General features: G+C 59.4%; 12 protein-coding genes. 6 read left to right on the top strand and 6 right to left on the bottom strand.

Annotation, left to right across the window (positions count from 1 at the left end; translation table 11 throughout):
• The 3 genes from VL547_RS20165 to VL547_RS20155 form a co-directional block, all read right to left on the bottom strand.
• The coding region (locus VL547_RS20165) for a peroxidase family protein (RefSeq protein WP_325581321.1) at positions 1–509 on the bottom strand (509 nt) is incomplete at its 3' end.
• Between the two features lie 67 nt (positions 510–576).
• Positions 577–1,749: a winged helix-turn-helix domain-containing protein gene (locus tag VL547_RS20160; RefSeq protein WP_325581319.1), complete on the bottom strand. Its 1,173-nt coding sequence runs from the start codon at positions 1,747–1,749 to the stop codon at positions 577–579.
• A gap of 51 nt (positions 1,750–1,800) precedes the next feature.
• The gene (locus VL547_RS20155) at positions 1,801–2,403 is read right to left on the bottom strand and encodes a porin family protein (protein ID WP_325581317.1); all 603 of its coding nucleotides are present in this window, start codon (positions 2,401–2,403) and stop codon (positions 1,801–1,803) included.
• Between the two features lie 174 nt (positions 2,404–2,577).
• On the opposite strand from VL547_RS20155, the gene VL547_RS20150 reads away from it, so the two are divergent.
• Positions 2,578–6,417, top strand: coding sequence for a glycosyl hydrolase 2 galactose-binding domain-containing protein (locus tag VL547_RS20150; protein ID WP_325581315.1), 3,840 nt, complete (start codon positions 2,578–2,580; stop codon positions 6,415–6,417).
• On the opposite strand, the gene VL547_RS20145 is transcribed toward VL547_RS20150, so the two are convergent.
• Both VL547_RS20145 and VL547_RS20140 read right to left on the bottom strand, forming a co-directional pair.
• Positions 6,414–7,412 (bottom strand): alpha/beta hydrolase, encoded by a 999-nt coding sequence (locus VL547_RS20145; RefSeq protein WP_325581313.1) that lies wholly within the window; start codon positions 7,410–7,412, stop codon positions 6,414–6,416. The two genes, VL547_RS20150 and VL547_RS20145, sit on opposite strands and share 4 nt — an antisense overlap.
• Positions 7,413–7,444: 32 nt before the next feature.
• Positions 7,445–7,933 (bottom strand): GNAT family N-acetyltransferase, encoded by a 489-nt coding sequence (locus VL547_RS20140; protein ID WP_325581310.1) that lies wholly within the window; start codon positions 7,931–7,933, stop codon positions 7,445–7,447.
• 34 nt (positions 7,934–7,967) lie between these two features.
• Here VL547_RS20140 and VL547_RS20135 point away from each other — a divergent pair, with 34 nt between their 5' ends.
• The 3 genes from VL547_RS20135 to chrA are packed head-to-tail and all read left to right on the top strand — an operon-like array spanning position 7,968 to position 10,413.
• Positions 7,968–8,804 carry a helix-turn-helix transcriptional regulator gene (locus VL547_RS20135; RefSeq protein ID WP_325581309.1) on the top strand — a complete coding sequence of 279 codons (837 nt, stop codon included), beginning with the start codon at positions 7,968–7,970 and terminating at the stop codon, positions 8,802–8,804.
• Between the two features lie 25 nt (positions 8,805–8,829).
• Complete coding sequence (locus VL547_RS20130; RefSeq protein ID WP_325581307.1) at positions 8,830–9,309, top strand: hypothetical protein; 480 nt, start codon at positions 8,830–8,832, stop codon at positions 9,307–9,309.
• Between the two features lie 3 nt (positions 9,310–9,312).
• On the top strand, positions 9,313–10,413 hold the full coding sequence (gene chrA / locus VL547_RS20125) for a chromate efflux transporter (RefSeq protein ID WP_325581305.1): 1,101 nt from the start codon (positions 9,313–9,315) through the stop codon (positions 10,411–10,413).
• On the opposite strand, the gene VL547_RS20120 is transcribed toward chrA, so the two are convergent.
• Complete coding sequence (locus tag VL547_RS20120; protein WP_325581303.1) at positions 10,406–11,290, bottom strand: helix-turn-helix transcriptional regulator; 885 nt, start codon at positions 11,288–11,290, stop codon at positions 10,406–10,408. The two genes, chrA and VL547_RS20120, sit on opposite strands and share 8 nt — an antisense overlap.
• 130 nt (positions 11,291–11,420) lie before the next feature.
• On the opposite strand from VL547_RS20120, the gene VL547_RS20115 reads away from it, so the two are divergent.
• On the top strand, positions 11,421–12,404 hold the full coding sequence (locus tag VL547_RS20115) for an aldo/keto reductase (protein WP_325581301.1): 984 nt from the start codon (positions 11,421–11,423) through the stop codon (positions 12,402–12,404).
• A gap of 121 nt (positions 12,405–12,525) precedes the next feature.
• Positions 12,526–14,004 carry a twin-arginine translocation signal domain-containing protein gene (locus VL547_RS20110; protein ID WP_325581299.1) on the top strand — a complete coding sequence of 493 codons (1,479 nt, stop codon included), beginning with the start codon at positions 12,526–12,528 and terminating at the stop codon, positions 14,002–14,004.
• Positions 14,005–14,028 lie beyond the last annotated feature (24 nt).

Below are 14,028 nucleotides of genomic sequence, written 5' to 3'. Positions count from 1 at the left end.
CCCGCGAGGATGAAGAGGTCGGCCCACGAGAGCTTGCGGCCGTACTTCTGCTTGATCGGCCACAACAGGCGTCGCGCCTTGTCGAGGTTGGCGTTGTCGGGCCAGCTGTTCAACGGGGAAAACCGTTGCATGCCCCGGCTGGCACCCCCGCGCCCGTCCCCGATCCGGTACGTGCCCGCGCTGTGCCAGGACATCCGGATCATGAGCGGCCCATAGTGGCCGAAGTCGGCGGGCCACCAATCCTGCGACGTGGTCAGCACCTGGATGATGTCTTTTTTGACCTGTTTCAGGTCGAGCTTCTTAAACTCCCCGGCGTAGTCGAACCCTTTGTCCATCGGGTCCGATTTTTCCGAGTGCTGTCTCAGAATGTTCAGGTTTAGCTGGTTCGGCCACCAGTCGCGGTTCCGCGTGCCACCGCCTGCGGTTTCTTTGAGTTTTCCCCCGGTAAAGGGACATCCCGGAGCGTGCGGGTGGTGTTCCGATGCGTAATGAAGTGTGTTATTTTCCATAATGGTCAATTGTCGTTATCAAAAGTATCGAAGTTTTCTATCGGCTCTGATAGATGGTATTTATGAGTTATAGGCGCTTCTCTATGCCCTTAAGGTACTGTTTCTGATTCGATTTTTTGAAGTCAAAGCCGTCGCACTGGTTGAATTCGGCGAACTTACGGATCGCCGTTGCCACGGCTTCGATGTCCGGGCTGCATTTTTCGAAGTGCAGATTATGTACGATGAGCGTCCCCTGTTTCCGGTCGGCCTTGGCATCCATCCGCGCGACAAAGGTATCGCCCACGAGGATCGGCAGCGAAAAATAACCATACTTGCGTTTGGGTTCGGGGACAAAACATTCAATTTGATAATCGAAATGGAAAAAGTCCCTTAGGCGATGCCGGAAGACATTCAATCCGTCGAAAGGGGAGAGGACATAGGCGTCACCGGAGAGTTCGATTTTTTTACCCCTATACGCCGGGAGCATATACAATTCTTTCAGCCCATCGATGGCCACCGCCAGCACTTCACCCCCGGCTACCATCTTTGCCAGCTCCTGTTTTATAACGTGTCCCTTTACATAGCGCGCCCGCCACCCCATTTCTTTCGGATACGCCACACCCAGCGCCGTCAGCTCCCGCCGTATCACGTGCCTCGCAAATTCCTCCGGCGTCGGCATCGTCGTATCCACATCCGCCGGGACCAGGTTCTTGGGCAGGTCATATACCTTGTGGAAACCGGCATTCCTGGTCGCCATCAGCTTACCCTCCATGTATAAGCGCTCCAACGCGATCTTCGACGGTCGCCAGTCCCACCAGCCCTTGTTCGCCTCCTGCCGGTCGTTGTCGAAATCCTTGACGGATAACGGCCCTTCCCGCTCGATACGGTCCAGGACCCGCTGCATCAGGTTGACTTCCGGCTGGGTGAGCGGTTTCCGGGCGTTTTTTATGGCCTCCTTGACGGGCAGGGAGAAGCGGTAATTGTGCATCGGCTGGTACCCGGAGTCGGCCGTAAAGAATTCAAAGATCCTTCCATCCGCCTGTAGCTCCTCCAGCCACTCCGGCTGGTAGTCGGGCACGCGCGTCGCGATCGCGTGGTGGTGGGCTCGTTCGACCGTGTAGTTGGTGTCGAGCTGGACATAGCCGAGGTGGTCGATCAGCTTATAGACCGCCTCGCGGCCCTTGCCGAACGGAGCGGGTTTGTGCAACCCGGCAGCGTGGAGGATGATCTTGCGGGCTTGTTCGAGGGTGAGTTTTTGCATAAAAAAAGGGCGCCCCGGCAGGGGCACCCTAAGGTATCATTTTTAACGGCTTTATTTTTTCCCGCCGATGACAAAGAACAGGCCTACCTGGAAGACGCCGTTCTTGGCGTCGCTGGCGGCAGCGTCGAAGTCGCTACCCGACTTGGCCATCTTGGAGAGGGCGAAGTTGTAGCGGGCGTCGATGCCGAGACCAAGGGGCAGCTTATAACCAAGGCCCACGCCCCATGCCAGCTGTGTCGACTGGAAGTTGGACTTTTCGTCCGTGGTCTGACCGTCGGTGGTTATTTTAGCGCTGGCCAGGAATCCAAACTGAGGACCGGTTTCAAGGAAGGCGCCGTGGATGCTGTACTTGATCATGATGGGTACGTTGATCAGCGCCGTTTTGAGGTTTCCGGGGTCGCCGTCGGAGTTGAACTTGCCGCCCTGCCCGGAATACAACACTTCGGGTTGTATGCTCAGACCCAGGACGACCGGGATGCTCACCAGGACGCCGGCATGGAAGGCCGGCTGGCTGCTCCACGTGATAGGGTTGCTGCCTTCATCGGCATGAATGGTCGCAATGCTGTAGCCCGCTTTCACGCCGAAGCCGATTTGAGCGTAGGAGGCGGTCGCGCTGCCGGCGACGACGAGGATTAGTAAGAGTGTTTTCTTCATAACGGTATGTTTTGTGAAACCGCTAAATTAGGAAGCCTACGGGTCAAAACAAGCGTGCTTTTACGCTTTTACCGAGGTGGGAATATTACGGTGACGTGTAGTCGTAAACATCCAGGTCAAGGGGCCGCCGTCGGACCGGCTGGCGCCGCTGGATCAAAGATATTATATTTGAGTATGAACCTCCCATCACTGGCGACAACCCTCGCCCTGAGCCTGTCTGCCGGATACTGCCTGGCGCAGACCACGATAACGAAATGGCCGGACGACAAGAACGGCGCGGTCTCCATCACGTATGACGACGCGTCGCGGCGCCAGTTCACCGGGGCGCTGCCGCTGATGGAGAGGCTACAGCTCCCGGCCACTTTTTTTGTCATTACGGGGCCTATTGATGGTTCGGAGTACAAAGGGAAATTTATCGGGAGACCCATAAGGGAGATCATCGGGGAATCGGCCACAGTGCCCACCAATGAGCACAACTTCCTGGAGCGCTGCTCTGCGGCGGGTTTCCTGGGTTACCAGGGTACGATCGCCTATCACACCCACGCGGGGAACTTGTATTCCTCTGGAAAAAAAGTAGCGGCGTACCGGTTGATGGACAGCCTCTACGCCAAGGTGCGTCACGGCGATTTTGCACCGGGATACGAGCCCTGTCCCGAATACAAGGAGGCCGTCGGCTCCAGCTGGGAGGACTTCCGCAAAGACGCGGCCATGGGTTACGAGATCGCCAGTCATTCGGTTACGCACGCGACCATGCCCGGTCTTGACGAGGCCAATATCCGGTACGAGCTGGAAAAAAGCAAGGAGGAGATAGAGAACCACCTCGGCAAACGGTACGTCTTTTCCGCCGAGGTGCCCTACGGATATGAAGACCAGCGGGTGATGCAGATAGCCCACACGATCTACCCGGCCCTGCGCAACCGGATGCCCGAGCCCTTCCTGAAGGAGATCGACCGGGCGAGCGACGCGCTGCCCCATCCGGCCGGCAAGGACTACGTGCAATGGCAGCGCGGGCCGCTGCACGCCACACCGCTGTCGCTGATGACGTCCTGGGTGGATACCGCCTGTGCCAACAGGGATACCTGGCTGGTGCTTGTTTTCCATGGGATCGACAGCCTGGGATGGGAGTGGACGCCTATACCCAAGCTCGAGGCGTATCTGCAATACATCAAGGCACGGGAGGACCGTCTGTGGATAGCGACCTTCGGGGACGTCACCCGGTATATGCGGGAGAAGGAATCCGCGCGGATCGCCGTCACCAATAAAGGCGGCGTCCTCACCGTGTCGCTCACGCATCCGCTGGACAAATACCAATACGACCTGCCGTTAACGCTCCGGACGCGCGTCCCGGCCGGCTGGAAAAGGGTGGTGGTGCGCCAGGGCGCCGCTACGCAAACCATCGACGTCAAGGACGGATACATCCTGTACCCGGTGAAACCCAACGCAGAGCCCGCGACGTTGCAGGACGCCGGGTCCTATACGGCCGTATTAAAAGACGGCTGGGACATGCAATCGGCTACCAGGATCGCGGACAAAGGCGACGTCCTTTCACAAGCCAGCTATACGCCGCAAGGCTGGTACAAGGTCAGCGTACCCACGACCATCATCGCCGGCCTGATGGCTAATAAGGTCTACGACTTCGATCCGTTTTACGGGATGAACTTCGAAAAGCTGAAGGACCCTTCGCTCGATGCGCCCTGGTGGTTCCGTACGACGTTTACCCTGCCTGCGCCGGAGGACGGCAAAGACGTTATCCTGACGCTGCATGGCATCAACTATAAGGCGAATGTCTGGCTCAACGGGGTGCTGATCGCGGATTCCAACAGGATCATGAATCCCTACCGGGTGATCGAGCTGAACGTTACGCCCTATGTACGCCCTTCCGGCAACGTGCTGGCCCTCGAGATCAGGCGCCCCATAAACCCCCAACGGCGCGGTGGCGATCTGGCCATCGACTATGCCGACTGGATCCACTACCCGCCCGATTACAACGGCGGCATCGTCAACGACATTTCGGTCCGGACCTACGACCGGGTGGGTATCCAATACCCACTGGTGACCACCCGCTTCGACCTCCCTTCGCTCGACGTCGCGCACCTGACGGTGGAGGCGCTGGTGACCAACTATAGCCAAACGCCGCAGGATGTGGTGGTCAAGGGCAGGATCAATACCGATATATCCTTTCAAAAAAAGGTACACCTGAACGGTGGTGAAATCGTCAATGTGGTTTTTACCCCGGCCGACTTTCCACAGCTGAACGTCAGACACCCGCGCATCTGGTGGCCCTGGCAATACGGCAAACCCGGGCTCAACCGCCTGGAGTTGTCCGTAGGCCACGGCGCCGCGGTCAGCAACACCATCAGCGAACCCTTTGGCATCCGCCAGGTTACTTCCCAGCTGATCGATACCGCCTCCCGCGTTTTTATCGTCAACGGCAAACGCATACTCCTTCGCGGCGCTGCCTGGGCCCCGGATATTTTCCAGCGGCGCTCCCCCGAACGCCAGGAGCAGGAAATCCGCCTCTATCGCGACATGAATATGAACATCGTCCGCTCCGAGGGGAAAATGGAGGATGATAATTTCTATGCCCTTTGCGACAAATACGGTATGCTGGTCATGACGGGCTGGATGTGCTGCGGCGCCTGGCAGTATCCCGAAAACTGGGACGCGGCCAAACGCGCCTCCGCCATGGCGTCCGATACCAGCGTGATGCGCTGGCTTCGAAACAAGCCCAGCCTGCTGGTGTGGCTCAACGGCAGCGACATGCCCCCCAGGGACACCAGCGTGGAACGGGGTTACCTCGACATCGAGGCCTCCGAGCACTGGCCCAACCCAACCCTATCGACCGCCAACAGCAGCAAATCCAGGGTGTCCGGTTATAGTGGCGTAAAGATGGACGGTCCCTACGAGTGGGTGCCGCCGGTCTATTGGGAAACCGACTCCACCCGTAAATTCGGCGGCGCCTGGAGCCTCGCGACCGAGATTTCCCCGGGCCCCTCCATACCACCGTACGAAAGCCTGATCAAGTTCATCCCCGCCGATTCCCTGTGGTTTACCACCGCAACCTGGAAGTACCACTGCGGGACGATGACCTTCGGGACTACCGATACGTTCAATATGGCGCTCCAGCGGCGCTATGGCCGCTCGACCGACATCAGGGACTATCTTTCGAAGGCCCAGGCGCAGGACTACGAGGCGCACCGCGCAATGATGGAAGCCTATGGCCTGCATAAATACCACGACGCCACCGGCGTGGTGCAGTGGATGGGCAGCAACCCGTGGCCGGGGCTGATCTGGCATACGTATGACTATTACCTGTATCCCGCGGGAACGTATTTTGGCATGAAGAAAGCGATGGAACCGGTTCACGTGATGTATTCGTATGCGACGGGGACGGTGAACGTCGTCAATTCACTGCTGCGGTCCTTTGACGGCCTCCAGGTCGAGGCCTCGGTCTTCGACCTCGACGGGCGCCGCACGTTCACCCGTCACGCCGCCGTGTCTATCGGCCCGGACAGTGCCGTCCGGTGTTTCGCCGTGCCGGCCACCGAAGGAACATACTTCCTGCGTCTGCAGCTTACCGATGCGGGCGGCGCGGTCCGCAGCGTCAACTGGTATTGGCTATCGTCTCACGGCGACGCGCTCAACTGGCGCAGGTCGACCTGGTACACGACGCCGCAAAGCGCGTATGCGGACTACACCGCCTTTCAGACCCTCGGCAAGACGACGCTCTCGGTCGTACACGCGGAGGCTGTGGAAACCGACAGCGCCAGACACTACCTCAGGGTCACCAATACCGGTCATACGGTCGCCTTCCAGGTGCACCTCCGGGTGTTGAACGGCCACGATGGCGACGACATCCTGCCGGTGATCTTTAGCGACAATTATATTGAGCTCGCGCCGGGCGAAACCCGGGAGATACGGTGCAGCTACGCGGTCAAGGACGAGAAGGCCGCGCCCCACTTTGTGGTGACCGCCTGGAACGTTTCCGGTGAAACGGCTTTGGACAACCCCTAGGCTAGTCCGTCAGCCTCTACCACCGCGTCCGCAAAAGCCTTTGGCGCCTCCTGCGGCAAATTGTGACCGATACCCCCGGAAATCGTATGGTGGGCATAAGGTCCGGAGAACCTGTTGCGGTAAGCGGCGGGTGGTGGATGCGGGGCGCCGTTGGCGTCGCCCTCAAGTGTCACGGTGGGCACGGTAACGGTAGGGAACGCCGCCAGTTTCTGTTCCAGCTCATCGTATTGTTTTTCTCCCTCCGCAATCCCCAGACGCCAGCGGTAGTTGTGTATCACGATCGCCACGTGGTCGGGGTTCCGGAAAGACCTGGCCGACGTTTCGAAGGTGGCGTCGTCGAAGCTCCAGCGGGGCGAGGCGGTCTGCCAGATCAGTTTGTTGAAGGCATCGGTATTGGCCGCATAGCCCGCGCGGCCCCGCTCCGTGGCAAAATAATACTGGTACCACCATTGTAGCTCCGCCGCGGGTGGCAGCGGGGCTTTGTTGGCTTGCTGGCTGCCGACCAAATACCCACTGACCGATATGAGCGCTTTGCACCGTTCCGGGTAAAGCACCGCGACGATGTCCGCCGTCCTGGCGCCCCAGTCGAACCCGCCGATGACGGCCTGTTTGATCTGAAGCGCATCCATAAAGGCGATGGCGTCCACCGCGAGTGCGGACTGCTGACCATTACGCACCGTTTGATCCGACAGAAAGCGGGTCGTCCCATACCCCCGCAAAAAGGGAACATAAACGCGGTATCCCTTTGCGGCCAGCAGGGACGACGCGTCCGCAAAACTATTGATGTCGTATGGCCAGCCGTGGAGCAGGATGACCGGCTTGCCGTTGTCCGGTCCGACGTCGGCGTACCCGATGTCAAGCAGACCGGCTTTGATTTGTTTGAGGGTGGGGAAGCGCGGCGGCGTTTTACCTGCGCCCAGCGCGCCGAGCTGCGTGGCGGCGAGCGACAAGGCGGTCATGCCCAGAAAGCGACGACGGCCGATGGGGTCTTTCATAGTCAAACGTTTTGGTTGAAAACAAAGGTAGTCTACAGACCGACGACCGTGCTCCTCCTTTCCAACAAAACGGTATCGCGCCAGCGGTCCCCCATCTTCCCGATGCGTTCCCGGGTCCCGACCCGCCGGAACCCCACGCTTTCGTGTAACCGGATGCTGGCGACGTTCTCGGGGAAAATGCCTGCTTGCAGCGTCCAGATGCCACCGGCTTCGCTTTCGGCAACCAGCGCTTCCAACAATGCTTTACCTACGCCTTTTCCGCGGTAAGCGGTGGCAATATACACGCTGACCTCCGCCACCCCCGCGTAGACACAGCGCCCGGAGGTGGGCGTCAGCGCCACCCATCCCGTCACCGCGTGGCCATCCAGGGCAACCAGCCGGCTGTGCGGCAGGTGGGCCTTGTCCCATTCTTCCCAGGAAGGCGCGGCGGTCTGGAAGCTCGCGTTCCCCGTGGCCAGTCCATCCTCATAGATGGCCTTGACGACGGGCCAATGTGCCGGGCAAAGGGGAGTGATGGTCATGCTGCCGTTTTTTTTATAAATATATTTGAATAATATGAGTACGCGGCTCCCCGTAAAAGATAAGTCCGGCGGTAAGGCCTCCATAAAGATCACCCGCTTCAAGCCGGCCATACGCCATACCGATCCCCACCGGCACAACGGCTATTTGGAGATGATCTTTCTGACGGCCGGGGCGGGTGTGCACGTGATCGACGGCCGCCGCTACGCGGTCGGGCCGCCGGTCCTGTTCGTGGTCAGGAAGGATCAGGTGCATTGTTGGGAGTTGTCGACGCCGGGTGAAGGCTATGTGCTCATCATCCGACGCGAGTTCGTGGAGGGGTTGACCGATGGGCGCCTGAGGTCGTTGATCGCATCGGTCAGCGCCTATAGCTGCGTGCCTTTGACAGGCAACGCCTCGGTGGACCGGCTGTGGACGGTCCTGCTGGACGAAACGGACGGCGCGCCCGAGATCGTCGAAACGGTGTTGACCGCATTACTGGCAAAGATGATGTCGCTGGCTGGGCCCGCGGTAAAACCCATCAGGGAATCCGGGGGGCTGTATGAACAATACCTGCATTTGCTGGAAAACGGCCATGCCATGAAACGCACGGTGGAGCACTACGCCAGCCTGTTGCACACCACGCCGCAAAACCTGAACAACGCCTGCCGGAAGGCGGCGGACCGGGCAGCGGCCGGGGTGCTGGGGGATTTTTTGATGGGCGAGGCCAAGCGCCTTTTGTTGTATACCAGCGGCACCGTCGCGGAAATATCCTTTTCCCTGGATTTTAAAGACCCCTCGCATTTTATAAAATACTTTAAGCGGGCAACGGGGTTGACGCCGCAGGCATTCCGGAAGATGCCAGATTTTTTTCAAATCGACCATCAGGGTTAAGCGCGTTTTCGCAATTTTGGTGGACATGCGTAAACTCATTGTTGCCCTCCTGGCCTTGACCGCCTGTAACACCAGCGACCAAAGCAACGCCGTGCTCCGGGCGCAGGTGGACAGCCTGCAACGGAAGCTGGACGACGTCTACAAACCCGGTTTGGGCGAATTCATGTCGGGCATCCAGGTGCATCATGCAAAACTCTGGTTTGCCGGCGTCGCCGGCAACCGGAAGCTCGCGGACTTCGAGGTGGGCGAGATCAGAGAAGCCCTGGACGATATTGAAAAGTATTGCGCCGACCGCCCGGAGGTCGCCCAACTGCCGATGATCCGGCCGGCCGTGGACAGCGTCAGCGCCGCGATCGCCGCGGGCAGCTTCCCGGCCTTCAAAAGCTCGTTTGTGCTCCTGACCGCCACCTGTAACAATTGCCACCGGGCGACAAAACACGAGTTCAACGTGATCAAGGTGCCCGACGTGCCCCCCATTACCAACCAGGTATTTACCAAGCCCTAGCGGATGGCGGAAAAAAAAGATGTACCCGGGCTCTTCCGTTTGTTCCTCCGGCTCGGCCTCACCGCCTTTGGCGGCCCCGCCGCGCACATCGCGATGATGCAGCGGGAGGTGGTGGACAAAAGGAAATGGATGGACCACACGCAGTTCCTGGACCTGATCGGCGCCACGAACCTGATACCCGGGCCCAACAGCACCGAAATGGCGATCCACATCGGCCAGGAGCGGGCCGGATGGAAGGGGTTGCTGGTGGCGGGCGCGTGTTTTATCGGCCCCGCCGTGGTGATCACGGGCGTCATCGCCTGGTTGTACCAGCGGTACGGTCAATTGCCACAGGTATCTGCCTTTATCTTTGGCATCAAACCCGCCATCATCCCGGTGATCCTCGCGGCCGGGCTGCCGCTGGCCAAAAGGGCGCTCAAGGACGCCTGGTTGTGGGTGATTGCCGTTGCGGCGCTGGCGGCGGGTCTGGCGGGGGTGAACGAGATCTATGTGATGTTTGGGGCGGGACTGGTGGCGCTCGCCCGGACTCGGTCCTTGCAGGGTTTTGTCCCGTTGTTGCTACAGGCGCCCGCGCTGGTGGTGTCGAATGCACGGATATTCTTTTCTTTTTTAAAGATTGGGGCGATATTATACGGTAGCGGCTATGTACTCTTTGCCTTCCTGGACAGCGAGCTCGTGGCAAAAGGACTTTTATCCCGGAAGGTGCTGATCGACGCCATCGCGGTCGGCCAGTTTACCCCGGGGCCGGTTTTCTCCTCCGTGACCTTTATCGGCTGGCAGATGGGCGGCTGGAAGACTGCCGCGCTCGCCACCCTGGCGATCTTCCTGCCTTCCTTCGTCTTTGTCGCCCTGTCACACCCGCTTGTGCCCCGGATGCGCCGGTCGAGGTTGTTTTCGGCCTTCCTGGACGGCGTGAACGCCGCATCCGTGGCCATCATCCTGACGGTTTGCATCGACTTCGGCCGGGCCACGATCACCGACTGGCGCGCCTGGGTGATCGCCGTTGCGAGCGCGGCGGTGGTCTTTGGTTTTCCGAAGGTGAACAGCGCGTTTGTGATCCTCGGCGGGGCGGTAGCGGGATATTTGTTACATCTGGTCAATTGAGCCCCCGGTATTCATTGGGCGTAAGCCCCACCCGCTGCTTGAACAACCGGCTGAAGTGCTGCGGGTATTTGAACCCCAGGTCATAGGCGATCTCGCTGACGGACTTCGCGTCGTCAAAAATCTTCTCCTTGGCCAGGTCGATGACCTTCGACTGGATGTACTCCAGGGGCGACTTCCCGGTTTCCTTTTTGATCAGGTCCCCGAAATAGTTTGGCGACAGGTGGAGCTCCGCCGCGCACCAGGCTACCGATGGCAGCCCGATCAGTTGCGGCTTGTCGGACGAAAAGTAGTCGTTCAGCAGCCCCTCGAAGCGCTCGAGGATACCGCGGTTGACGTTCTCCCGCGTGATGAATTGCCGGTCGTAAAACCGGGTGCAATAGTTCAGGAAGAGCTCAATTCCGGAGACGATCAGCTTTTTGCTGTGCTTGTCGATGGGCTGACGTAGCTCCGCGTCGATTTGGGCAAAGCAATCCCGGACGGTCTGTCGCTCCTTTTCCGATATATGCAAGGCCTCGCTGACGTCATAGGAAAAGAAAGTATAATCCTGGATGTGCTGACCGAGGCTGGTACCGCGGATAAGGTCCGGGTGGAAGGCCAGGACGAGCCCGTCGGGTTGGTAAAACGCGCCGTTGTCCTCCCCAACGACCTGTCCCGGGCCAAAAAATACGAGCGTCCCTTCCTGGTAGTCATAGTTTTGCTTGCCATAACGGAGGTTGCCATGCAGGGCGCCTTTCAAAAAGGCCGCATAGAACCCATAGTAACGCCGTTCCATGTGCCTCGGCGTGGACTTTGTCTGATCGATCACGGTGACCAGCGGGTGAAACGTCCCTTGGTTATTGAAGGCGTTGAGGTCGCTGATGGTCTCTAATCGTTGCATACGCCAAAAGTACGAAGTCCCCGAAAAGCACGGACGGGAACCAGTAATCTTGGTACAAAACCCGGTAATCGGTATACATATCCTCCGGGAAAGACGTCGGAACTTTGTCCGGAGATCAAAAACCAATCATATGGAAAAGAGAATGTTGGGAAAAAGCGGGCTGGAAGTATCCGCCCTGGGACTGGGATGTATGGGGATCAGTTTTGGGCATGGACCGGCCATCGACAAATCGGATGGCATCAAGCTGATCCGCGCCGCCTATGAGCAGGGCGTGACCTTTTTTGACACCGCCGAATCCTATGGCCCGTTTGTCAACGAAGAAATCGTGGGCGAGGCCGTGGCGCCCTTTCGCGACCAGGTGGTGATCGCGACCAAATTCGGCTTCAAGGGTGGCGTCGTGGGCGATGGGGTGGACAGCCGGCCGGAGAATATCCGCGCGGTTGCCGAAGCCTCGCTGAAACGGCTGAGGACCGACCGGATCGACCTGTTCTATCAGCACCGCGTCGACACGAGCGTGCCCATGGAGGACGTGGCGGGGACGGTAAAAGACCTGATCCGCGAAGGGAAGGTAAAGCACTTTGGCTTGTCCGAAGCGGGCGTGCAAAGCATCCGCCGGGCGCACGCCGTCCAGCCGGTAGCTGCTTTGCAAAGCGAATATTCGCTCTGGTGGCGTGAGCCGGAAAGGGAAATCCTTCCCCTGCTGGAAGAGCTGGGTATCGGCTTCGTGCCCTTTAGCCCGCTCGGGAAAGGCTTTCTCACGGGCGCGATCAACGAGAATACCCAATTCGGCGCGGGAGATTTTCGCAGCCTCGTCCCCCGTTTTGCACCGGAGAACCTCAAGGCGAACCAGGCGTTGATAGACATATTGACCAGACAGGCTGCCGCCAGGAACGCGACGGTCGCCCAATTGGCCCTGGCGTGGCTGCTGGCCCAAAAGCCCTGGATCGCGCCTATCCCCGGCACCCGGAAGCTGACGCGGCTCCAGGAAAATCTGGGGGCGACGAACATCATCCTCAGTAAGGACGACCTGCGCGAAATCGAAACCGCCGCCGGAAGCGTCACCATCCAGGGCGCCCGGTACCCGCAGCAAATGCAGGATCTGGTCGGCAAATAATGGATGGGCTTCATGGTGTGGCGAGCTCTACGACGAGCCGGTGCGGGAGTGGTTGAAGAAAAAGTTGTTTAACGCGTCGTAGTGATCGTGGGCTTTCGATAAATTGTCAAAAAAACAACCTATGCCCCAGTCGAGACGAACCTTCCTGAAAAACAGCGCCGGTCTGGCAGCACTGGCGGCCTTTGGCCCCTATCCCGTCGGGACTCCCTCCAAAAGCCGGTGCGGCATCCAGATTGGTCCCGATTGTTTCGTCGACGAAGGCGTCGACGCCGCGCTCGACATCCTCCAGGAGAAAGGCGCCGTCGACACGTTGTATCTGAGCACCTTTACCTATGATCGCGGCATCATCGGGCGGACGTGGGGCAAGGATTTTTCCGGGCACGGCGTCGACGCGTCGGACAAGGGCTATTTTCATGGCGGCAACTACGCCACGCCGCACGCGGCATTCTATACCGGCACGGCCATAAAGGGGGAACGGCTAAAGGCGCCCGACTTCGGTAGCCGCGATATACTGGCCGAGGTGTTGCCCAGGGCAAAACGCCGCGGGTTAAAAACCATCTGTTCGATCCAGGATGGTTTTAGCTATCCCGCCGATATGCCCTTTATCACGGATATGCACGAGATCGACCTCCAGGGGCGCAAGGGCGACGCCCTTTGCTTTTTCAACCCCGACGTCCGGGCGTTCTGGACCGCGGTGGCCAGGGACCTCTGCAGCTCCTACGACATCGACGGCGTCCTGTTGTTCAACGAGCGCAACGGACCCTTGCTCAATGCCGTCGGCGTCAGCCACGCACAGGCCATCGACTCCGCAGGCGTCACCTGTTTTTGTCCCTACCACGAGCGGGAGGCCAGGGCGCGGGGCATCGACTTCGAACGCGCCAGGGAGGGCTACCGCCGGCTCAACGTCTTTGTGCAACGGGCCCTGGCCGACCAGCGTCCTTCCGACGGCTATTATGTCGAATTCGAGCGCCTTATGCTGACCTATCCCGAGATCATGGCCTACAACCAGCTCTTCGACGCCGGGAAGCACCAGATACTGAAGGACATCTATACATCGGTAAAGGCCATCCGGCCCGCTCTCGAGGTGGGTTTCCACATAGAGCACACCAATTCCTTCAACCCCCTCTACCGCGCGACCCGCGACTATGCCCAGCTGGCCGAGCTGGCCGATTTCCTGAAGGTCGTGGTCTACAACAACTGCGGCGGCGAACGCTACGTCAATTTCATCCACAACATCTGCCGGACCGTTTTCCGCGACGTTCCGCCGGGCGAGCTCATGACCATGAACAACCATTTGCTCAACTATGCGGGCGAAGCGCCCATCGAAACCCTTGCCGCCGTCGGGTTATCCCCGGACTATGTCCTGCGCGAGACGCAGCGGGCCAAGGCGGGGGTGCAGGGCAAATGCCGCATCCTGCCGGGGATCGACGTCAATATTCCCAGCGCCAGGAAGGCTTCCCCGGAGGACACCTACCAGGCCACGCTGGCCGCTTTTCGCGGGGGCGCCGATGGGGTCGTCCTCTCCCGGAAGTATTCCGAGATGCGTCTCGACAACCTCGCCGCCGCCGGAAGAGCGGTACGGATGGCCGGAACTGTATAAAATATGTCATTTGTGCCACGACGG

This window comes from Dinghuibacter sp., from assembly GCF_035492835.1.
Lineage (GTDB): Bacteria > Bacteroidota > Bacteroidia > Chitinophagales > Chitinophagaceae > Dinghuibacter.
This window is presented reverse-complemented; position numbering and strand designations above follow the sequence as displayed.

Coding starts and splice junctions, on each gene's coding strand:
- VL547_RS20160 (WP_325581319.1), bottom strand. CDS start 1,749: ATGCAAAAACTCACCCTCGAACAAGCCCGCAAGATCATCCTCCACGCT.
- VL547_RS20155 (WP_325581317.1), bottom strand. CDS start 2,403: ATGAAGAAAACACTCTTACTAATCCTCGTCGTCGCCGGCAGCGCGACC.
- VL547_RS20150 (WP_325581315.1), top strand. CDS start 2,578: ATGAACCTCCCATCACTGGCGACAACCCTCGCCCTGAGCCTGTCTGCC.
- VL547_RS20145 (WP_325581313.1), bottom strand. CDS start 7,412: ATGAAAGACCCCATCGGCCGTCGTCGCTTTCTGGGCATGACCGCCTTG.
- VL547_RS20140 (WP_325581310.1), bottom strand. CDS start 7,933: ATGACCATCACTCCCCTTTGCCCGGCACATTGGCCCGTCGTCAAGGCC.
- VL547_RS20135 (WP_325581309.1), top strand. CDS start 7,968: ATGAGTACGCGGCTCCCCGTAAAAGATAAGTCCGGCGGTAAGGCCTCC.
- VL547_RS20130 (WP_325581307.1), top strand. CDS start 8,830: ATGCGTAAACTCATTGTTGCCCTCCTGGCCTTGACCGCCTGTAACACC.
- chrA (WP_325581305.1), top strand. CDS start 9,313: ATGGCGGAAAAAAAAGATGTACCCGGGCTCTTCCGTTTGTTCCTCCGG.
- VL547_RS20120 (WP_325581303.1), bottom strand. CDS start 11,290: ATGCAACGATTAGAGACCATCAGCGACCTCAACGCCTTCAATAACCAA.
- VL547_RS20115 (WP_325581301.1), top strand. CDS start 11,421: ATGGAAAAGAGAATGTTGGGAAAAAGCGGGCTGGAAGTATCCGCCCTG.
- VL547_RS20110 (WP_325581299.1), top strand. CDS start 12,526: ATGCCCCAGTCGAGACGAACCTTCCTGAAAAACAGCGCCGGTCTGGCA.